Consider the following 21217-nt stretch of genomic DNA (forward strand, 5'->3'; position numbering starts at 1 on the left):
GACAATTTTCCACAAAACAGGCGCGGAAGCAAACAAAAATAGAATTGAAGGAGAGGCTCTGGGAGGAGAGCAACAAGCGCAGAACACAAAAATGGCCCCGAAGGGCCACTTTAATCGGTACGGTTTACACCGGCTTATTGCGGCGAAAATTAACTACCAAACTGGCTCAGCAGTGTTTCCTGGGCGCTGACCAGATCTTCACCTTCGGCGGGTTTATTCGGTGTGTAACTGCCATCAGAGTGCAACATCCAGCTACGGCTGTTATCGGCCAGATAGAGATCCAGGTCTGCCTTAATCCGCTCAGCCAGCTTTCCGGTTAGCGGAAACCCGGTTTCAACCCGGTTAAGCATATTACGTTCCATCCAGTCAGCACTGGAACAGAGCACATCGGGCTTACCTTTATTGCCAAAATAATAAACCCGGGTGTGTTCCAGAAAGCGGCCGATAATGGAGCGAACCGAGATATTTTCAGAGATCCCCTCAATACCGGGACGCAGACGGCACATACCGCGGACAATCAGCTCGATTTTCACCCCTTTCTGCGATGCCTGATACAGCGCACGAATCAGCTGAGGCTCGGTCAGACCATTGATTTTAACGATGATATGACCATTTTTACCATGCTTTGCTTCCCGCTCGATCATCTCGATCATGCGCGCATGCAGGGTAAACGGCGCATTATGCAGTTTTTTCAACCGCAGAATCTTACCCATACCGGTGAGTTGCTGGAATATTTTGTGAACATCCTCTCCCACATCGACATCGCTGGTCATGTAACTGTAATCGGTATACAACCGAGCAGTCCCCGAATGATAGTTACCGGTGCCCAGATGTGCATAACGCACCAACTTGCCCTCTTCACGGCGCACAATCAGCATCATTTTTGCGTGGGTTTTAAAGTCAACCACACCGTAAACGACCAGTGCACCGGCCTCCTGCAGACGGCCCGCCAGTTGCAGGTTGGATTCCTCATCAAACCGGGCGCGCAGCTCGATAACCACGGTCACCTCTTTACCACTGCGGGCGGCATCCACCAGCGCATCGACAATGTCAGAGTTGACACCGGTACGGTAAAGGGTCTGTTTGATCGCCAGCACCTTAGGATCTTTAGCCGCCTGCCGCAGCAGATCGACCACCGGTGAGAATGACTGGAACGGATGGTGCAGCAGTTCATCTTTCTGTCGCAGCACATCAAAGATATTTTTCTGCTTATAGCGGCCCGACATACCCGGTGTGAATGGCTTCCAGCAGAGCTGTTTACAATCAACCAGATCACGCAACGCCATCATCCGCGTCAGGTTAACCGGGCCATCAACCCGATAGGTATGCGCTTCATCCAGGCTGAACTCACGCAGCAGAAAACGGATCAGGTTTTCAGGGGTGCGCTGGTCTACCTCAAGGCGCACGGCAGCACCATACTTACGGGAGTGCAATTCGCCCCGCAGAGTACGGGCAAGGTCTTCAACCTCTTCCGAGTCAAAGGTCAGGTCGGCATTACGGGTGATGCGGAACTGATAACAGCCCTCAACCTTCATCCCCGGGAACATCTCATCGGCAAACTCATGGATGATGGAGGAGAGGAAGATCAGGTTATCACCGCCATTGCAGAGATTATCAGGCAGACGGATCAGGCGCGGCAGGGAGCGGGGCGCAGGGATAATCGCCAACCCACTTTCCCGGCCAAACGCATCCTTACCATCCAGCTCAACAATAAAGTTAAGACTCTTGTTGACCAGACGGGGAAACGGGTGGGACGGGTCAAGCCCGATAGGGCTGACAACCGGCTGCACCTTCTCTTCAAAAAAGACACGAATCCACTCTTTCTGCTCATCGGTCCAATCCCGGCGACGCTGAAAGTGGATATTCTCATTTTTCAGCTGCGGGAAGATCGTTTCGTTAAGAATTTTATACTGGCGCTCAACCTGAGCATTACAAATCTCACAGATGCGATTCATCACCGCCTGTGGATGCAGGGCGTCAGGGCCTACCGACTCACGTCCATACTTCAGCTGCGCCATCAGCTCAGCCACACGAATCTCAAAGAACTCATCCAGGTTACTGGAAAAGATCAGCAGAAACATCAACCGTTCCATCAGCGGATGACTCTCATCCAGCGCCTGCTCCAGCACCCGGATATTAAACTGCAGATGGCTCAGCTCGCGATTGATATACAGCTCAGGGGCTTTCAGGTCCAGCGGCAGCTCTTCAACCGGCTCCGTTACCGCAATCGCTTCACGGCTTTCAACCAGCGCAATAGAGGCTTCAGCGGCTTCATTAGAGGGGTCTCGCTGTTCGTTAACAGACTGAATTAGCTGTTCAGTCGCCTTCTCGATAGTCTGCGTAGAGGCCTGATTGATGACCGACTCACTCGCCTGCTCTTTGATCTGCTCTGTCATTACTGCACCTTTACAACCACTATTTATTTTGATTATCCCTGCAGCAACTGAATGTCACTCATTCAGTAACTGCGCAGCCCGTTTGGCAAAATAGGTCAGAATGCCATCACACCCCGCCCGTTTAATACAGGTCAGAGATTCCATCATTACGCTACGCTCATCCAGCCAGCCATTCTGAAATGCCGCCATATGCATCGCATACTCACCGCTAACCTGATATACAAAGGTTGGTACTTTCAGTTCAGTTTTAACCCGACGAACAATATCCAGATAGGGCATACCCGGCTTCACCATCACCATATCGGCACCCTCTGCCAGATCCAGCGCCACCTCGTGCAAGGCCTCATCACTGTTAGCAGGGTCCATCTGGTAGTTGAATTTATTACCTTTACCCAGATTACCAGCAGAACCTACAGCATCACGGAAAGGGCCATAGTAAGCACTCGCATACTTTGCAGAGTAGGCCATAATACGGGTGTTTACACGGCCATTCATCTCCAGTTCTTCGCGGATAGAGCCGATCCGGCCATCCATCATATCGCTGGGTGCAACAATGTCAGCACCGGCCTCGGCATGAGACAGCGCCTGACGCACCAGCGTATCAACGGTGCGATCATTTAAAACATAGCCATTGGTATCAATAATGCCATCCTGACCATGGGTGGTGAACGGGTCCAGCGCCACATCGGTAATCACACCCAGTTCCGGGCAGGCATCTTTAAGCGCTTTAACCGCACGCTGCGCCAAACCATCAGGATTATAAGCCTCTTCCGCCAGCTCAGTTTTAGCACTCAGCGGCGTCACAGGAAACAGTGCAATCGCAGGGATGCCAAGCGACACCAGTTCGCGGGCTTCTTTAACCAGCAGATCAATACTCATCCGCTCGACACCCGGCATTGAAGGCACCACTTCACGCTGATTTTCCCCTTCAATTACAAACATCGGGTAGATCAGATCATCCGGCGTCAGCACGTTTTCACGCATAAGACGACGGGAAAAATCATCAGCCCGCATACGACGCATACGGGTTTCAGGGAAAAAACGCTGACTATTAGTAAATGACACGGAAATCTTCCTCCAGAAGCGGCTATTTGACCGGAAAACAGTTACGTTATTATGACAGAAGCCACTTGGTGGCGACTATAGATAAAGCGCTATAGTTGGCGACTGAGTATTTTTTTATACTGGCAATAGCCCATCACGCCTGACAGTCGATGCAGTAATTACCAGGAATCAGTTGTCAGACTCTTACCTTCACCCTTAAGGGAGTTCAGTTTATGAAAAAAGTTGCAGTGGTTTTATCCGGATGCGGTGTTTACGACGGTTCGGAAATCTATGAATCCGTACTAACACTACTGGCGATTGAACAGGGCGGCGCCAGCTATCAGTGTATGGCCCCCAACATTGATCAGATGCATGTCATCGATCACCGCAGTGGTGAAGTCATGGCCGATCAGCAGCGCAATGTGCTCACCGAGGCCGCGCGCCTGGCCCGCGGAGAGATTCTCGACCTGGCAGAAGCCAATCCCGCTGACTACGACGCACTGATTATCCCTGGCGGCTTTGGTGCAGCCAAAAACCTGAGCAATTTCGCGGTTGCCGGCGCTGCTGCGGTGGTCAATCCAGACCTGATCACCTTCGCCCAGGCCATTCATGCCGCAGGCAAGCCGGTGGGCCTGATCTGCATCGCGCCAACCATGACGCCGCTGCTATTTGGTGACGCCCTCTGTACCATTGGCAATGATAAAGAGATCGCCACGGCGATTGAAACCATGGGCGGTCAGCATCAGGATTGTGACTGCAGCAGCATTGTTATTGATGACACCCGTAAAATTGTAACAACACCCGCGTACATGTTAGCGGGTAGCATCAGTGAAGCAGCCGCCGGCATTAACAAACTGGTTGATAAGGTGCTGCAACTTTCCTGATCGCTGTTATGATTGGTCTCAATAATTAAAGCAATATGATAGTGAGCCGTTCTATGCCATCAGAGATGTTTGCCTGTTATTTCAAGTCCAGCCCGGCGCTAAAGCTGAACTGATGGCGCGCTCACTGCCTTTTAGAATCGGCCTTATCGTTACAGTGCTTTCGGCTGTGCTAAGCGCAATACTATTGCTGATCGGCTTCACCCTGATCAGCAGCGCCAGTATCAGCGAGCTTCTCACCGTCACACCCGAGTCGGTTGCCATAGTCGTCGCTGCATTTGTTGCTTTATTGCTACCGACACTGATGCTCTCCCGCGCTCTTGTGGCAAAACTGCTCATGCCTCTGCATCAACTCACCGAGAAAACCCGGGACTTCAATATCGACGGCAACGCAATCCGCTTTGACACCGATGCTGACGATGAGTTTGGCCAGTTGAGTAAAGCGTTGCAGGAGATGCAGGAAAATCTCAGCGATAGCCATGCCCGGCTGGAACTGATGGCCTATCGCGATTCCCTGACAGGGTTATCCAACCGCCGGGGGCTGCATCAGGAACTCAGCAAACTGATCCTGTGGACACGCAAACAGGAAAGCCGTATCGCCCTGTTATATATCGATCTGGATCATTTCAAACAGATTAATGATTCTTCCAATCACGCCTATGGCGACCAGATTCTCAAAGATGTCGCCCAGCGACTGCTGACCGCGGTAGCACAACAGACCCAAAACAGTCAGTTGCCCTTTCCTGAAGAACTACTGGTGTCTCGCCCCGGTGGTGACCAGTTTGTTATGATGCTGCCCGACATTCGTCAGGTGGATGAAGCGGAACAACTCAGCAACCGGATTATCGCAGCGATACAGCGGCCGTTTAAGGTCAGTGACCGCACTTTTAACCTCTCCTGCAGCATCGGTATCACCCTGTTCCCGGATGATGCCAACAGCGCTGACCGGATGTTAAAGCACGCTGATATCGCTATGTCTGAAGCCAAGCGTGCCGGACGCAACTGTGCCCGCTACTTCCTTCCGGTGATGCACCGGCAGGTGGAAGAGCGGGTGATGATTCAACAGGGAATCAGTACCGCAATTGCAGAAAATCAGCTCTATCTGGAATATCAGCCCATCGTCCAGTTGCAGAAAAACCGGATTGTCGGGGCCGAGGCGCTATTACGCTGGCACCACCAAAAACGCGGTAGACTAGGGCCTGAAACCTTTATTCCAATCATCGAAGAATCGGATCAGATCGGCGCACTAACCGTCTGGATTATCGAAACTGTTGCCGCTGATATCCAGGCATTACCCCGCCAGAAAGATGCCATCAAACTATCGATCAACATCTCTTCAGCTATTCTCAATAAACCGGAACTGGCGCAACAGGTTAACGAAGCGCTGTTGAAGGTTGAAGCACCAGATCACCGCATCTGTCTGGAGATTACAGAAACCAGCCTGATGAAAGATATCGACAGCACTCTGCCCCTGCTACAACAATGGAAGCAGGCCGGGTATAGTATCTGGATCGATGACTTCGGTACCGGCTATTCATCTTTGAGCTATCTGGCACGACTGCCGATTGACGGGGTAAAAATTGACCGCAGCTTCATTCGTGATTTCGACAATTCCAAACCGGTTATAGAGGCGATTATTGCCCTGGCAGACACCATGAACCTGCTCACCGTATCAGAAGGGATTGAGGAGTCGGCACAGCAACAGTCAATGATCCGTCTTGGATGTGATTATGCCCAGGGTTATCTCTATTCAGAACCACTCTACATTGATCAGCTAAAAGACAAACTCGAACTGCAGGCCCTCAGAGACTCCCGCAAGACTCTCAAATTCAGGCCCCGCAGCGACCGATCACCGGCCTAATACAGGTCGGTTTACTCAGAGGATTACCCGTTCTGTGGATACTTTGATTAGATTTTTGACCTGTATCACCTAAGATAGACATTGCTCAAAGAAGAGTTTATTCCGGCCGTAACAAACGAGTATTGTGCAGTCTGATCTCAGATCAACATCGGAAATAAAAGGATGAAATACTTAACCGCTATGTATATTTCGCTAAGTGAATCGCTGGGTATCTATACGCTTGATCAACTCTACGAGCTATTCAGCAACAAGCAGCATAGCCTGCCAATCTCGCGACACCGCGCGACGATTATGCAAAGCCGGGTATTTTTCTTCTGTGCCATTTTTGCAGTACTAGTGCCAACCTGGTCACTGATAGATCTGTTGTTTCTGCCTGGACAACTGTGGAGCGAACTGCTGCTGATCCGCATACTATCCGGAACAGCCTTTGTTCTGCTCGCCTGGCAAGCACGCAAAGAGGCGAGCCTGTTGCGCGCGCGCTTGCTACTGGCAGGCATGCTGTCGGTGACTCCACTGTTCTATCTGGTCTCAGACCAATGGTTGCAATCTTATGAGTTAAGCGGCACTGAACAGGTGGTTGCAGAACTCTATGCCCTGCTGCCCTTTGTGATGATTGCCGGGCTGACCCTGTTTCCGCTAACCCTGAGAGAGCTACTGGCCTACGCAGCACCGATGCTGGCGGTGGTTGTGCTGGCGGTTATTCCGCAGGCTAAAAGTGATATCCCGCAGGCAGTGTCAACTGTCTGGCTGTTCACCCTGATCCTGGGCGTTGCGATGTTTTCATCCCTCAACCAGCTACGCTATATGCTCTCTCAGGTAAACCGGGCCAGCTATGATGTCCTCACCGGTCTGCTAACCCGCAGAGCAGGGATCGAGATGCTTGATCTGCAGTTCCGCCTGACCACCATGAGTGAAAGTAATCTGTCGATTCTCTATCTCGACCTTGATCACTTTAAAACAGTCAACGATGTTTACGGTCATGAAGCCGGGGACGTGGTGCTGAAAGCAGCTGCACAACAACTATGCGCGACTGTGCGTAAAGGCGACAGCGTCATCCGTTGGGGTGGCGAAGAGTTCATCGTCATACTCCCCACCGCCACACCGGCTGAAGCTAACGATGTCATTACCCGGCTGATGAATGCGGGCCTGGGCGACCGCCCGGATGGCACCCCGGTCACCGCCAGCATCGGCGTGGCAGAAGTGCAGGCTGATACGGTAAAAGACTGGAAAGCGATGATCGAACTCGCTGACCATCGTATGTACACCGCTAAAACCGGCGGACGGGCACGAAGCATGGGCATCAACGAATCACAACTAATGTGGCCGGGAAATCCCCTGAGCCCGGCTGACGAAAGCTCTACTCAAGAAAGATCTACTCAAGAAAGCTCTACTGACCAGGACTCTGCTGAAATGGTTAGCGACAACAGCTAAGCTCCATCAATCTTCAATTTTCCGGCCGGTTAATCGTACTTAATCGGCGGGAAAAGGAATCAGCTCTTTCACCACCCGACGGCACAGATCCCGCAACCAGATGCTGCCCGGGTCCTGATCGACCGCTTTCGGCCAGACCAGGTAGTAATCCGTGTCTTTTGACTCAAAAGGAAGCGCTTTAATGGTAAGACCGAAGCGCTCGGCATACTGAGATGCCAGCAATCCGCTGGAACTGAACAATAGCTGGGTCCGGCCAACCGCCTCCAGTGCGGCCATAAAGTAGGGGGTTCGCAATGCAAAACGCTTCTCCCGCGCCAGCTTTCCCAATGCTTCATTACCCGTTACTTTAGCACCACCGCCCAGACTTACCAGCACATGGGAAAACGACAGATACTCCGCAACACTCACCGTATCCTGTGCTGCCAGAGGGTGATCCTGTGCCATAATCAGCACATATTTTTCCCGGCCAAGCAGTTGTCGCTCAAAGTGATGCGGCAGCTGAATAAAACTACTGCACAACACCACGTCACAGATCTGGTCAGGCTCTTCCAGTAAACTGGTTTCCGTTACGGTCGAGGTCACCAGAGATGCATTCGGGGCTTCCCGATAAAAACGCTCCGCAATACTGGGACCATACGCCTGAGCCTGATAATGGGTGGTTTGCAAACGGAAGGTGCGCTCACTCAGATGTGGCACGAACTGGGGTACCGCCATCAGACTGGCCATCTGCTCCAGCATCTGTCGCACCGGATTTTCCAGAGCGATCGCTTTAGAGGTGGGAATCATCCCCCGGGCGGTGCGCACAAACAGCGGATCATCAAACGCTTCACGCAAACGGATCAACACCCTGCTCATCGCCGACTGACTAATAAACAGCCGGTCTGCTGCACGCCCGACATTACGCTCCTCAAGCAGATAGAGCAGCCCGGTCAGACTTTTAATATCCAACTGTTGAAACTGGCCTGACAACATAAGACTGCTCATCTGATCCACTCCCTCGTCTCTTTTCCAGCATTACCCGTTTTTTGCATAAAGCTATGAACTATTATGCATTGGAAACAAAGCGGAATAAACGCCATGCTTCAGGCTCTGGTTTTTTTAACACTTACGAGCATTAAGATGACTCTGGATAGTCGACGATTTTTATATGGCCTGTTTTTCTGCTGTATAACCCTGGTGTTCTGGGGCATGATGCCGATCGCCCTGAAGCTTTCAACCGGGTTTATCGATCCGGTCACCTTCACCTGGCTGCGCTTTACCTTTGCCGGTGCAGTGCTGGTCATCTGGCAGGCCCAGCGCGGCAAACTTTCAGAATTTCGCAACCTGACGCGAATCAACATAGTCAGGCTGATGGTTGCGGGGACAATGCTGATCGTGAACTACACTTTCATGGTCTGGGGGCTGAGCTATCTCCACCCGGGCGCAGCGCAACTCAGCTTCCTGTTAGCGCCACTATTTCTCACTCTGGGAGGCTGGTGGTTTCTGAAAGAACGGGTATTCTGGCAACACTGGGTCTGCTTTGCTTTGATGGGCGGCGGTATGTTGCTGTTTTTTCATCCCGCAATTCAGAGCAGTACCGGACTAACAGGCATCGGCTTTCTGATCATTCAAGTGTCAGCCCTGGGCTGGAGCGCATACGCCCTGATTCAGAAATCACTGTTCAGGGTGTTGTCGCCCTCTAATATTCTGCTCAGCATCTATCTCTATGCATTGGTGGTCATGCTGCCCTTTAGCCAACCAGCATCACTGCTGACGCTCGACTCCCACGACCGTTGGATCGCCTTTTTCTGCTGTGTTAGTACACTGATTGCTTATGGATCATTCGCCCAGGCAATGCATTACTGGCAGACCGTACAAGTGAGCGCCTGCGTTGCCATAACACCGGTCATTACCTTTTTCCTGACCGAAGCCTGCGTCGGTTATGGACTGTTCCATGATGTAATTTTCTCTGCCGAGGCCGACCAGCTAAGCCTGTTGGGGATGGGACTGGTGGTCATTGCCGCGATAACCGTGCAACTAATCACCCCCTTTCTTGAAAAACGCCGGATAAGGGCACTTCACACACTAACGGTCGCGACAGACCGTTGAAAAGCGGTACATTCTATCGTTACTAATTGTACTGTATTTGATTGCACCGTAACTGAGTCAGATGATCGCCATATGCAGCGACCAGCCGGTGGGCGACTGGTGCGCTTACCCGCAAGGCCGCCTGCTGCGATAAGTAAAACCCGCAATACCGAGTCAGGCTATCAGTGTTAGACCTCTTACAGGTCGGTATTACTGGTCAGTCTTACAGATCGGTCTTAGAGAGCAATGGGAATCGCGGTTTCATTTTTAATCTCACGCAGGGCAAAGTTGGATCGCACCTGACTAATCCCTGGTAGGCTGAAGATCTTGTCATTCAAAAAGCGATCATAGGCGGCCATATTCTGAATGATCACCCGCAGAACATAATCTGTATCGCCGGTTACCGCAAAACACTGCAGGACTTCCGGGTAGCCCTGTACGGCTTGTTGAAACTCCATGGCATGATCCTGCTGATGGCGGATCAGCGTCACCATAATCAGCACGCAGAGGTCATAACCCAGCGCCTCCGGGCTAACCAGCGCCGTATACTTTTTCAGTATCCCTTTTTCATCTAAAGTTTTTACCCGGCGCCAGCACGCAGCTGAGGAGAGGCCAACCTGGTCTGCCAGTTGCTGGTTAGAGATACGACCATCATCCTGCAGGGCAGCCAGAATATGGCGATCATAACGATCAAGTTTTTCAGTCATACACTTACATATCCATATAAAAACAAAATAATCATTGCATAATCAACAAAAAATCTAAAGATTCTTTCTTATTGTTCATGAATATTCAGATAATTCGCAAGCACCTTTCGTGAAAAAAAACCTACACTTTTCGCCATCAGATGGGCAATTGATTCAGATCAATACAAGCGTCCCACCAAAAACAATAAAAACGATTGCTGAGGTGTATGGCATGAACCATTACGACAAGAGTCTGGATCAGAACAAAAGTGGCCTGAATGCTATCGATACGTCCCTTGCCGACGCTGCGGCGACGCAAAATTTAGACTGCTATACGCTCAATGATCGCTATCTGCGCAAGACCGGACGCGTGTTCCTGACCGGAACCCAGGCACTGGTGCGTCTGCCTATGATGCAACGGGAATTGGACCGCAAACATAATCTTAATACCGCAGGTTTTATCAGTGGCTACCGTGGTTCGCCCTTAGGCGGCTATGACCAGGCGTTGTGGCAGGCAAAAAAACTACTGCAGGCACAGGACATCGATTTTATCCCGGCGGTGAATGAAGAGCTGGGCGCCACCCTGGTGCTGGGAACCCAGCAGGTCGAAACCGCTGAAGATAAGAATGTCGATGGCGTGTTTGCCATCTGGTACGGCAAAGGCCCGGGCGTTGATCGCGCCGCAGATGCGCTTAAACATGGCAACGCCTTTGGCAGCTCGCCTCACGGAGGCGTGCTGGTCGTCGCTGGAGATGATCACGGCTGTGTGTCCTCCAGCATGCCGCATCAGTCCGACGTGGCATTCATGTCATTTTTTATGCCTACCATCAATCCGGCCAGTATTTCAGAGTATTTCGAGTTTGGCCTCTGGGGCATTGCACTGTCCCGCTTCAGCGGTACCTGGGTCGGGTTCAAGGCAATTTCAGAAACTGTCGAAAGCGCTGCCTCGGTCGACATTGCTGAATTGCCGCAATTTATCCTTCCACAGGATTACACTGCGCCAGAGGATGGTCTGCACTATCGCTGGCCGGATCTGCCCGGGCCACAGATGGAAACCCGGATCGAAAAGAAGCTTGAAGCGGTGGCGGCATTTGCCCGCGCTAACCCACTGGACCGCTGCCTGTATAACCTCAAACAGGCCCGCATGGGTATCGTCACCACCGGTAAAGCGCACCTTGACCTGATGGCTGCACTGGACATGCTGGGGCTAACTGAAGCGAAGCTGCGCGCACTGGGTATTGATATCTACAAAGTCGGCCTGGTCTGGCCACTGGAAAAGCATGGCGCTATGAACTTCATCCGCGGCAAGGTAGAGGTTCTGGTGATTGAAGAGAAGCGCGGCATTATCGAAAGCCAGATCAAAGAACACCTGTCGGCCCCCGATGAGACCATTAAAGTCCGGATCATCGGCAAACATGACGAACAGGGCAGGCCGCTTGTGCCTTATGTCGGCGAACTTGGGCCGAACATGCTGGCAAAAGTGGTTGCTGACCGCATCACCCTGCTGCTGGGTGAGAATTTCCGCGCACAGCTGGCAGAGATCGGCGTCCGTGGCAGCAGCGTATGTGATCCCCAGGGGGTTCGCCGCTTACCCTATTTCTGCTCCGGCTGCCCGCACAACATCTCTACTAAAGTCCCGCAAGGCAGCAAAGCTCAGGCCGGTATCGGCTGTCATGTGATGGCTAGCTGGATGGGACGGCAGACCGAATCCCTGACCCAGATGGGCGGTGAAGGGGTAAACTGGGTGTCGAAGTCACGCTATCTGCAAAACAAGCATATCTTCCAGAATCTGGGAGAGGGTACTTACTTCCATTCCGGCACGCTGGCGATCCGCCAGTCGGTCGCAGCCAACACCAATATTACTTACAAAATTCTGTTTAATGATGCGGTCGCGATGACCGGAGGTCAGCCGGTGGATGGTGTCATTAGCGTACCGGCCATCGCCAATCAAGTGCATGCTGAGGGTGTGAACCGTATCGCTATCATCAGCGATGAGCCGGAAAAATACAGCGACAGGAGTATCTTCCCGTCGGTGGCAACCTTCCACGATCGTCTGGAACTGGATGTAGTACAGCGGGAACTTCGGGAAATATCCGGCGTGACGGTCTTAATCTACGATCAGACCTGTGCCGCCGAAAAACGTCGCCGACGTAAACGGGGTCAGTTCCCTGACCCGCAGAAACGCGTTTTTATCAACCACAATGTCTGTGAAGGCTGTGGTGATTGCTCAGCACAGTCTAACTGCCTCTCCGTGGTCCCCCGTGAGACTGAGCAGGGACGTAAACGCCGTATAGATCAGTCATCCTGTAATAAGGATTTCTCCTGTGTCGAGGGGTTCTGCCCCAGTTTTGTCACCATTGAAGGAGGCACACTGCGTAAAGGCACTGGCGTCACCACCGGTGAAGCCTTCCAGCAGAAAGTTGCCGCTCTGCCACTGCCACAGCTGGCGCCGCTAACAGGTTGCTACAACCTGCTGGTTGGCGGCGTCGGCGGTACTGGTATCGTCACCGTCGGGGCCTTAATTACCATGGCCGCCCATCTGGAATCCAAAGGGGCTACGGTGCTCGATTTTATGGGATTTGCACAGAAAGGCGGCACCGTACTGAGTTATGTCCGTCTGGCGCCTGAACCGGACGCAATCCGCCAGGTACGGATTGAAACCGGCCAGGCAGACGCGATGATTGCCTGCGACATGGTGGTGGCGACAACCGATAAAGCACTGACCGTATTACGGAAGGATCATAGTCGTGCGGTCCTCAATCTGGCTGAGGTTGCCACTGCCGACAATGTGCTCTACCGGGATGCGGATATGGAATCCACCCGCCGGACACGCATCCTCAACGAAGCGCTGGGCAATGATCGTCTCGCCTCGATAGATGCCAACAGACTCGCGGAAGCGCTGCTGGGTGATACCGTTTTCTCCAATGTGATGATGCTCGGTTTCGCCTGGCAGCAAGGTCTGGTGCCGGTATCACTGGCGGCTCTACAAAAAGCCATCGAGCTGAACGGCGTGGCGATTGAGAAAAACCAGAGCGCATTTAACTGGGGCCGCCTGGCGACAGTCGATTTAGCATTTGTTGAACAGGCCGCAGGTGGGCACATTCAGGCACCGGTATTAACCCTGCAGCAAAAAATTGAACGCAATACAGAGTTTCTCAGTCGTTATCAGGATAGTGTTTATGCCGGGCGCTATGAGTCACTGGTTAAGCAGATTGCTGAGGCGGAACAGTCTCTGGCAGTTAACAGCACGGCACTGACTGAACAGGTTGCCACACAGCTGTTCCGCCTGATGGCATACAAAGATGAATACGAGGTCGCACGCCTTTATACCGAGACAGACTTCCTGCAGGAGGTCGACCAGACGTTCAGCGGCGATTACCGTATTAAATTTAATATGGCTCCCCCACTGCTGGCGCGTAAGCGGGATAGTCAGGGCCGTCCGAAGAAAATGCAGTTCGGCCCCTGGATTCTGAAAGGTCTGGGATTGCTGGCGCAGATGCGTCGCCTGCGGGGCACGCCTCTGGACCTGTTCGGTTACAACCCTGAACGCAAACTGGAACGGCAGTTGCGCGACGGGTATATCACCCTGATCAACGAACTCAGTAAGTCCCTCACCCTGGATAATCTTTCAACGGCCATTAAACTGGCGGCACTGCCTGCGGAAATCCGCGGCTTCGGACCGGTCAAGGAGAAGGCGGCCAGAGAGGCACAGGCGCGGTCTCAATCACTGTCTCAAGCCCTGTCCCAACAACTAAACCATAACCGCGTTTAAGTCCGGCCGGAAAGATCTCAGGAGATCGCTATGTTTGAACATTTACACCCCCTGCCACAGGACCCGATTCTGTCAATGCTGGCGGACTACAGAGCAGACACACGCCCAAATAAGCTTGATCTCGGTATCGGAGTTTATAAGGATGAGCAGGGCAACACGCCGATCATGCGTGCAGTTAAAGAAGCGGAAAGCCGTTTATTAACCACCGAGCAGAGCAAAAGCTACACCGCCCCGGCCGGAACGCCTGCTTATAACCAGTTGGCGTCAGCCCTGGTGTTTGGCGCGGACCATCCGGCGCTCAAAGATCAGCGGATTGTCTCAGCACAAACCCCCGGGGGCTGCGGCGCACTGCGAATGGGGGCCGAGTTCCTCCGCGGCTGCAGCCAGGAGAGTCGCGTCTGGGTGAGTCTGCCAACCTGGGCTAACCATATCCCACTGCTGGCGGGTGCGGGTCTGGAAATAGCAGAATATCCCTATTATGACTACGCCACCAAAGGCATTCAGTTTGAAGCGATGCTAGAGGCACTGGAACAAGCCAGTGCAGGGGACTTTGTTCTGCTGCATGGTTGCTGCCACAACCCCAGCGGCGCAGACCTGAACCAGGAACAGTGGCATAAAGTGGCCGATCTAATGGCACGAAAAGGGCTGATCCCTTTCGTCGATATGGCTTATCAGGGGCTCGGCAATGGTCTCGAAGAGGATGCCTTCGGTGTGCGTTTGTTGGCGCAACGTTTTCCAGAGATGCTGGTGGCGACCTCCTGCTCGAAAAACTTCGGCCTCTATCGTGAACGAACCGGAACCCTGTTTATTGTTGCCGCCAACCGTGCTGAGGCGGAAACCGCAGGCAGCCAGCTGTTCAGCAAAATCCGCAGCCACTACTCCATGCCACCGGCACACGGCGCCGCTATTGTCGAAACCATCCTTTCTGATACGGCCCTGACAGCATCCTGGGAGTGCGAACTGGCAGCGATGCGTGAGCGGATTCAGGGGCTGCGTCAGCAGTTGGTTGCCGCGATTACAGCGTCCGATATTGATGGCGACTTCGCCTTTATCCAACAGCAGCTGGGCATGTTCTCCTTCCTCGGGATCTCCCCGCAACAGGTAGACCAGCTACGACAGGACTACAGCATCTATATGATCAACTCCAGCCGGATGAATGTTGCCGGGCTGAATCAGGGCAGCATGGACTACTTTGTCTCGGCTCTGGCTGAGGTGTTAAGCGCCCGCTAGATCCGACCGCTAAAACCGACCGTTCAGGCAAACGGTTGTTGCTAAACACTGATCAAGAAAACGCCCGGTAACAGATTCTGCTACCGGGCTTTTGTGGTTTCAGCTATCGACTGGGCTGATATCAGAGGCGTACCTCGATGCCCCGCTCCCGCATATATTGTTTGGCTTCCGGGATGGTGTATTCATTGAAGTGGAAGATCGAGGCTGCCAGCACCGCATCCGCCTTACCTTCAATACAACCGGCCACCAGATGATCCAGATTGCCGACACCACCGGAGGCGATCACCGGCACATTAACCGCTTCACTGATCGCCCGGGTGACACCAAGATCATAGCCGTTTTTCACGCCATCCTGATCCATCGAGGTCAGCAGAATCTCACCGGCCCCCAACTTCACCATCTTCCTGGCCCACTCAACCGCATCAATACCGGTTGGCTTACGACCACCGTGGGTAAAGATCTCCCAGCGGTCCGTTTCGCCCGGCTGTGACACTTTCTTCGCATCAATCGCCACGACGATGCACTGCGAACCAAACCGCTCAGCCGCTTCACGAACAAAGTCCGGGTTAAACACTGCAGCACTGTTGATCGACACCTTATCGGCACCGGCATTAAGCATGGTACGGATATCATCACAGGTGCGAATACCGCCACCCACGGTCAGTGGAATAAATACTTGTGAAGCCATTCGCTCAACCGTATGCACCATGGTATCCCGGCCTTCATGGGTCGCGGTAATATCCAGAAAGGTGATCTCATCGGCACCCTGCTCATCATAACGTTTCGCCACTTCTACCGGGTCTCCGGCATCGCGGATATCGAGAAACTTAACCCCTTTTACAACGCGGCCGTTTTCTACATCCAGACAGGGGATAATACGTTTTGCCAGTGCCATGGTTTTTTACCTATAAAGAACTCATATAAACATTAGACCGGGCTCCTTGACAGGGAATCCAGTGTAAAGACCACTCAGATCAGAGGACTTAGACCCGACCAGATCAGGGTTTACCATCCCAGTTAAGGAAGTTTTTCAGCAACTGCAGCCCCACCGTATGGCTTTTTTCCGGGTGAAACTGGGTTGCGAAAACATTGTCCCGGGCAATCGCCACATCGATATCAACACCGTAGTGACAGTTCGCCGCCACCAGAGACTTATCCACCGCATCGACATAGTAACTGTGGACAAAGTAGAAACGGCTGCCATCGTCGATCCCATGCCACAAGGGGTGATCAAATGTCTGATGCACTTCGTTCCAGCCCATGTGTGGCACTTTAAGACGCTCGCCATCGGTCTCTTTCAGGTTATCCCCAAAGAAACGCACGGTGCCATCAAAATGGCTCAGACAGTCGACACCACCGTTCTCTTCAGAACGCTGCATCAATGCCTGATAACCCACACAGATGCCCAGAAAGGGCTTACCAGACGCGATCGCCTCAGCGACCTCTTTATCCACACCCAGGCGACGAATCTCCGCCATACAATCGCGAATCGCGCCAACACCGGGCAGCAACACCCGGTCAGCGCTGCGCACTTTCTCCGGGTCGGCGGTCACCATCACCTCGACACCGGGCATCACATGCTCCAGCGCCTTGGCAACGGAGTGCAGGTTGCCCATACCGTAATCGATCACTGCAACACTGCTCATTTACAGCGTTCCCTTAGTCGAAGGCATCTGATCAGCCGCGCGTTGATCAATCGTCAGCGCACCGCGCAACGCCCGTCCAAACGCTTTAAAGATCGTTTCAGCCTGGTGGTGAGCGTTAAAGCCCTTCAGATTATCAATATGCAGCGTCACACCAGCGTGATTAACAAAGCCCTGGAAAAACTCCCAGAACAGCTGGGTATCAAACCGGCCGATACTGGCACGGGTGAACTCAACATTCATATCCAGACCCGGACGACCGGAAAAGTCTATGACCACACGGGACAACGCTTCATCCAGCGGGCAGTAGGCGTGGCCGAAGCGCAGAATACCTTTTCTATCACCCACCGCCTGAGCAAACGCCTGCCCCAGGGTAATGCCAATATCTTCCACGGTGTGGTGATCATCGATGTGATTATCACCCTTGGCGACGATATCCATGTCGATCAGACCATGACGAGCGATCTGATCCAGCATGTGTTCAAGAAAAGGGACGCCGGTATCAGCATTGAGCTTACCGCTGCCATCCAGATTCACAGCAACGGTGATCTGGGTTTCCAGGGTATTACGGGTGACGGTGGCTTGCCGTTCAGCCATGATCTTCTCCGCGATCGGTTAACAGAACTATTTTCTACAAACGCGCCTTCTACAAACACATCGTAAAAACATTCATAAAATAAGGCCGCCATTATACAACCAATAGCGTGCCAATGCGTAGCACCGGGCGCGATTAAGCTGGGCAAACAATATTCGCCAACTCACTGATTTCATTTACGGTTAATCTAGGGTGTGTAAAATCGTTCTGCTACTATGCTGTTATTAGCTTACAGATCCAGTGTCTGACACAGGTACTTATCATCTGTGCTTACATCTGTTTTATCGATACATGGTCCAAGGAGAAGACATGAAAACGCTATTGAAGATTTTTGGTGGCCTGGTTGCCCTGCTGCTGATAGTGGTTGTTGCAGGCGGGGTCCTGCTGGGGATGTTCTTTGATCCTAATGAATATAAGCCAGAGATAAAAAAGCTGGCGCTGGAGAAAGGCGGCGTGGAGCTGGAGATCGATGGTGATCTGGGCTGGTCAGTCTTTCCCTGGCTCGGTATCGAAATTAATCAGATTAAAGTCAGCTATCCCGGCAAACCACAACTGGCTGAGCTGAATCAGGCTCAGGTATCGGTTGATCTGGCGGCACTGCTCTCCAGCAAAATAAAGATGAGCAGTATTGTGCTGGACGGCCTGACGCTGAATCTGGAAAAGAACAAAGATGGCAGCACCAACTGGGCTGTTACGGGTGCAGGTCAGAACGCCTCCGGTACCGTTGAATCAAGCGCAAATACTCAGGCCTCAACGCCAATGGATACAGCCTCACCGGCTGAAACCAACGGTGGCGCAGACATCGCCCTGGATATTGAAAGCATCGCCATCACCAACGGTAATATCAGCTACCGCGATGCGGCCGCCGGTAGTAAGGTGTTGCTGAAAAACTTCACCATGACCTCCGGTAAAGTCACCACCAGCGCATTTTTCCCGGCAGAGCTGAGCTTCCAGGCAGAACAGTATCAGGCTGAACAGAAGCAGATGACCGTGGATGCGGCACTGAAAGCGGAATTCTTCCTCGATCTGGCTAATCAGCAATACAAGATCAAAGGACTGGAAAGCACCCTCGGCCTGAGCGGTGCGCAGTTCAATGGCAAAACTGTTAACGTTAAACTCAACAGCGATATTGAAAGCGATCTGAACAAAGAAACCGCATCGCTAAAAGGTATGAGCCTTAACGCCGCCAACCTGGCAGCAACCGGTGATATCACCGTCACCAGTTTCAGCAAACCGGTCATCAGCGGCAACCTGAAAGTCGCTCAATTCAGTCTGCAGGAGCTACTGGCCGCGCTGGGGCAGCCCGCAATCGAAACCACCGATCCGGAGGTACTCAAAGCGATCAGCTTCAACGCAGAACTGGGCGGTGCGCCCAACACCCTTGGGCTGAACAAGATGAGCCTGAAGCTGGATGACACCAGTTTTAACGGCAACTTCGCTATGAATCTGGCCACCGGCTCCATCGCTTTCAACCTGAAAGGTGATGAGCTTAACGCCGACCGCTACTTGCCACCGGCCAAAGAACAGCCAGCACAGGCCTCTTCCGGCAGTGCAGACAAATCCGCAGGCTATTCGAAAGAACCCGTAGTGCCGGTTGAGCTGCTGAAAGGCCTCAATATGGATGTCGATCTGGGGCTGAAAAAGCTGCTAATCAGCGACCTCACCCTGACCAACCTTGAACTGGCCACCAGTGCCCATGGAGGTCTGGTTAATATCAGTAAAATCAACGCCGATATGTACAGCGGTTCACTGCGCAACTCGGTGGTGATCGACGTACGCAAATCGCCGACCCGATTTACCGTTAAGAAAAACGTTAAAGGGATTCAGATCGGCGACATGCTCAAAGATCTGGCAGATACCGACCGTCTGACCGGTACATTTAACACCCAGACAGAGGTTACTGCCCAGGGTGAATCGGTTTACGCCATGGTTAACAGCCTCAATGGTAACGCCAATATCACCATGCCCGACGGCACCGTCAAAGGGATCGATATCGCTCAGACCATCTGTCAGGGCTTCAACAACGTTGCCGCACTGGGGGTTAATGCCGATCAGGTTGACCGTTCCACTCCCTTTGCCGATCTCAGCAGTAACTTCAAATTCACCAATGGTGTGGTCAGCAATAACGACCTGATTACCAAGCTGGATGCGATCACCCTGCGCGGTAAAGGCAACGTCAGCCTGCCCGCCCAGAATCTGGATTATCGTCTCGGCCTGACTATCGAAGAGAACCTGTTCAAGAAAACTTGTGCCGTGAATAACAACCTGGAAGGGGTTGAGTGGCCGGTAAACTGTAAAGGCAGCTTCGATACCGAACCGGCTAAACTGTGTCGTCCGGATGCCAGCGTGCTCAAAGAGCTGCTGAAACAGAAAGCGAAAAAGCAGCTGGAAGGTAAACTGATGGATAAACTCGGTGGCAGTGGTGGCGAAGGCAGCAAAACCGAGGGTGCAAAAAAACTGCTCAAAGGATTGTTCGGTAGCTAATTTGATGACCCCTGAACAATTCTCTGACGCCGTGCTGGTCTGGTTTGACCGGCACGGTCGTCACGATCTGCCCTGGCAGGCAGACAAAACCGCCTACTTTACCTGGCTCTCTGAGATAATGTTGCAACAGACTCAGGTAACTACGGTAATCCCCTATTTTGAACGATTCCGCGAGCAGTTCCCCACGGTCGATGATCTGGCGGCAGCCGATCAGGACGAGGTGCTGCACCTGTGGACCGGGCTGGGCTATTACGCCCGCGCCCGCAACCTGCATAAAACCGCAAAAATCGTCAGCCATGATTTCGGCGGTCAGTTTCCTCAAACCGTTGAAGAGCTGGAACAACTGCCCGGCATCGGTCGCTCGACTGCAGGCGCGATTCTGTCGATCTCCACCGGCAAACGGGCGGCGATTCTCGATGGCAATGTGAAACGAGTATTGGCTCGTTACTACGCCATCAATGGCTGGCCCGGCACCACCGAAAACATCAAACAGCTGTGGCATTACGCGGAACAGAACACCCCTGCAGAACGGGTTGCTGATTACACCCAGGCGATGATGGATATGGGCGCCACCCTCTGCACCCGCAGCAAGCCCGCCTGCCTGCTCTGCCCGCTGCAACAAGGCTGTCAGGCACACCGCCAGGGCCGCGAAAACCAGCTACCGGAACCCCGGCCGAAAAAAGTTATCCCGGTAAAACAGACATTGATGCTGCTGATTGAGGATGACCAGGGGCAGATACTGCTGCGTCAACGTCCACCCAGCGGCATCTGGGGCGGCCTGTGGAGCCTGCCGGAAACCTCCGACCTGCGCGACGCAGAACAGGAAACCGGCCTGCCAGTGGATGCTGACAGCGCCACACCACTGGAACCGCTGCGCCACACCTTCAGCCATTTTCATCTGGACATCACCCCGGTAAAGATCGCCCTGCGTGAGGCAGGCCTGGAGAGCGAAGCGCACAAAGACCTTACAAACCGTGTCATGGAACAGCCCGCCACTCTCTGGTATAACTTACGCCAGCCACAGAAGATCGGTCTGGCCGCACCGGTGAAAAAGCTGCTGGGCAAACTGAAGTAGCCGCCAAAAACCGATCTATGCGTATCCGAGCAGAATAACGTTGGAGAATAAG

At 52.9% G+C, this 21217-nt stretch carries 15 protein-coding genes; 8 read left to right on the forward strand and 7 right to left on the reverse strand.

The window, feature by feature from the left end; genetic code table 11:
• Positions 1-149: 149 nt before the first annotated feature.
• Entirely contained in the window at positions 150-2396 is a 2247-nt protein-coding gene (ppk1, locus tag Q0499_RS18950; protein WP_299202858.1) for a polyphosphate kinase 1, read from the reverse strand.
• 54 nt (positions 2397-2450) lie between these two features.
• Entirely contained in the window at positions 2451-3461 is a 1011-nt protein-coding gene (hemB, locus tag Q0499_RS18955; protein WP_299202861.1) for a porphobilinogen synthase, read from the reverse strand.
• A gap of 212 nt (positions 3462-3673) precedes the next feature.
• Between hemB and elbB the strand changes: the two genes are divergently transcribed.
• From elbB to Q0499_RS18970, 3 genes are all read left to right on the forward strand, one after another.
• Positions 3674-4324: an isoprenoid biosynthesis glyoxalase ElbB gene (gene elbB / locus Q0499_RS18960; protein ID WP_299202864.1), complete on the forward strand. Its 651-nt coding sequence runs from the start codon at positions 3674-3676 to the stop codon at positions 4322-4324.
• 112 nt (positions 4325-4436) lie between these two features.
• Positions 4437-6182 (forward strand): EAL domain-containing protein, encoded by a 1746-nt coding sequence (locus tag Q0499_RS18965; protein WP_299202867.1) that lies wholly within the window; start codon positions 4437-4439, stop codon positions 6180-6182.
• Positions 6183-6344: 162 nt separating this feature from the next.
• Positions 6345-7613 (forward strand): GGDEF domain-containing protein, encoded by a 1269-nt coding sequence (locus Q0499_RS18970; RefSeq protein ID WP_299202870.1) that lies wholly within the window; start codon positions 6345-6347, stop codon positions 7611-7613.
• 39 nt (positions 7614-7652) lie between these two features.
• Here Q0499_RS18970 and Q0499_RS18975 read toward each other — a convergent pair whose 3' ends face one another.
• Positions 7653-8597 (reverse strand): LysR family transcriptional regulator, encoded by a 945-nt coding sequence (locus Q0499_RS18975; protein WP_299202873.1) that lies wholly within the window; start codon positions 8595-8597, stop codon positions 7653-7655.
• Positions 8598-8732: 135 nt separating this feature from the next.
• On the opposite strand from Q0499_RS18975, the gene Q0499_RS18980 reads away from it, so the two are divergent.
• A complete protein-coding gene (locus Q0499_RS18980) occupies positions 8733-9701 on the forward strand; it encodes a DMT family transporter (protein WP_299202876.1) in 969 nt (322 codons plus the stop codon).
• 215 nt (positions 9702-9916) lie between these two features.
• Here Q0499_RS18980 and Q0499_RS18985 read toward each other — a convergent pair whose 3' ends face one another.
• Positions 9917-10387 carry an Lrp/AsnC family transcriptional regulator gene (locus tag Q0499_RS18985; RefSeq protein ID WP_299202879.1) on the reverse strand — a complete coding sequence of 157 codons (471 nt, stop codon included), beginning with the start codon at positions 10385-10387 and terminating at the stop codon, positions 9917-9919.
• A gap of 211 nt (positions 10388-10598) precedes the next feature.
• Here Q0499_RS18985 and Q0499_RS18990 point away from each other — a divergent pair, with 211 nt between their 5' ends.
• Both Q0499_RS18990 and Q0499_RS18995 read left to right on the forward strand, forming a co-directional pair.
• Positions 10599-14138 carry an indolepyruvate ferredoxin oxidoreductase family protein gene (locus tag Q0499_RS18990; protein ID WP_299202882.1) on the forward strand — a complete coding sequence of 1180 codons (3540 nt, stop codon included), beginning with the start codon at positions 10599-10601 and terminating at the stop codon, positions 14136-14138.
• A gap of 30 nt (positions 14139-14168) precedes the next feature.
• Positions 14169-15368: an amino acid aminotransferase gene (locus Q0499_RS18995; RefSeq protein ID WP_299202885.1), complete on the forward strand. Its 1200-nt coding sequence runs from the start codon at positions 14169-14171 to the stop codon at positions 15366-15368.
• A gap of 121 nt (positions 15369-15489) precedes the next feature.
• Here the strand turns inward: Q0499_RS18995 and hisF are convergent, their stop codons facing one another.
• From hisF to hisB, 3 genes are all read right to left on the reverse strand, one after another.
• On the reverse strand, positions 15490-16263 hold the full coding sequence (gene hisF / locus Q0499_RS19000; protein WP_299202887.1) for an imidazole glycerol phosphate synthase subunit HisF: 774 nt from the start codon (positions 16261-16263) through the stop codon (positions 15490-15492).
• A gap of 103 nt (positions 16264-16366) precedes the next feature.
• On the reverse strand, positions 16367-17014 hold the full coding sequence (gene hisH / locus Q0499_RS19005; protein WP_299202890.1) for an imidazole glycerol phosphate synthase subunit HisH: 648 nt from the start codon (positions 17012-17014) through the stop codon (positions 16367-16369).
• The gene (hisB, locus tag Q0499_RS19010) at positions 17015-17608 is read right to left on the reverse strand and encodes an imidazoleglycerol-phosphate dehydratase HisB (protein WP_299202892.1); all 594 of its coding nucleotides are present in this window, start codon (positions 17606-17608) and stop codon (positions 17015-17017) included.
• 307 nt (positions 17609-17915) lie between these two features.
• On the opposite strand from hisB, the gene Q0499_RS19015 reads away from it, so the two are divergent.
• Both Q0499_RS19015 and mutY read left to right on the forward strand, forming a co-directional pair.
• Positions 17916-20090 carry an AsmA family protein gene (locus Q0499_RS19015; RefSeq protein WP_299202895.1) on the forward strand — a complete coding sequence of 725 codons (2175 nt, stop codon included), beginning with the start codon at positions 17916-17918 and terminating at the stop codon, positions 20088-20090.
• 4 nt (positions 20091-20094) lie between these two features.
• The gene (gene mutY / locus Q0499_RS19020; protein ID WP_299202899.1) at positions 20095-21165 is read left to right on the forward strand and encodes an A/G-specific adenine glycosylase; all 1071 of its coding nucleotides are present in this window, start codon (positions 20095-20097) and stop codon (positions 21163-21165) included.
• Positions 21166-21217: the final 52 nt, after the last annotated feature.

The sequence above is a fragment of the uncultured Amphritea sp. genome, assembly GCF_937127095.1.
Classification (GTDB): Bacteria; Pseudomonadota; Gammaproteobacteria; order Pseudomonadales; family Balneatricaceae; genus Amphritea.

What these genes read in the sequence shown, in the direction of transcription:
- ppk1 (WP_299202858.1), bottom strand. Translation starts at nt 2,396, where the DNA reads ATGACAGAGCAGATCAAAGAGCAGGCGAGTGAGTCGGTCATCAATCAG.
- elbB (WP_299202864.1), top strand. Translation starts at nt 3,674, where the DNA reads ATGAAAAAAGTTGCAGTGGTTTTATCCGGATGCGGTGTTTACGACGGT.
- Q0499_RS18965 (WP_299202867.1), top strand. Translation starts at nt 4,437, where the DNA reads ATGGCGCGCTCACTGCCTTTTAGAATCGGCCTTATCGTTACAGTGCTT.
- Q0499_RS18970 (WP_299202870.1), top strand. Translation starts at nt 6,345, where the DNA reads ATGAAATACTTAACCGCTATGTATATTTCGCTAAGTGAATCGCTGGGT.
- Q0499_RS18975 (WP_299202873.1), bottom strand. Translation starts at nt 8,597, where the DNA reads ATGAGCAGTCTTATGTTGTCAGGCCAGTTTCAACAGTTGGATATTAAA.
- Q0499_RS18980 (WP_299202876.1), top strand. Translation starts at nt 8,733, where the DNA reads ATGACTCTGGATAGTCGACGATTTTTATATGGCCTGTTTTTCTGCTGT.
- Q0499_RS18985 (WP_299202879.1), bottom strand. Translation starts at nt 10,387, where the DNA reads ATGACTGAAAAACTTGATCGTTATGATCGCCATATTCTGGCTGCCCTG.
- Q0499_RS18990 (WP_299202882.1), top strand. Translation starts at nt 10,599, where the DNA reads ATGAACCATTACGACAAGAGTCTGGATCAGAACAAAAGTGGCCTGAAT.
- Q0499_RS18995 (WP_299202885.1), top strand. Translation starts at nt 14,169, where the DNA reads ATGTTTGAACATTTACACCCCCTGCCACAGGACCCGATTCTGTCAATG.
- hisF (WP_299202887.1), bottom strand. Translation starts at nt 16,263, where the DNA reads ATGGCACTGGCAAAACGTATTATCCCCTGTCTGGATGTAGAAAACGGC.
- hisH (WP_299202890.1), bottom strand. Translation starts at nt 17,014, where the DNA reads ATGAGCAGTGTTGCAGTGATCGATTACGGTATGGGCAACCTGCACTCC.
- hisB (WP_299202892.1), bottom strand. Translation starts at nt 17,608, where the DNA reads ATGGCTGAACGGCAAGCCACCGTCACCCGTAATACCCTGGAAACCCAG.
- Q0499_RS19015 (WP_299202895.1), top strand. Translation starts at nt 17,916, where the DNA reads ATGAAAACGCTATTGAAGATTTTTGGTGGCCTGGTTGCCCTGCTGCTG.
- mutY (WP_299202899.1), top strand. Translation starts at nt 20,095, where the DNA reads ATGACCCCTGAACAATTCTCTGACGCCGTGCTGGTCTGGTTTGACCGG.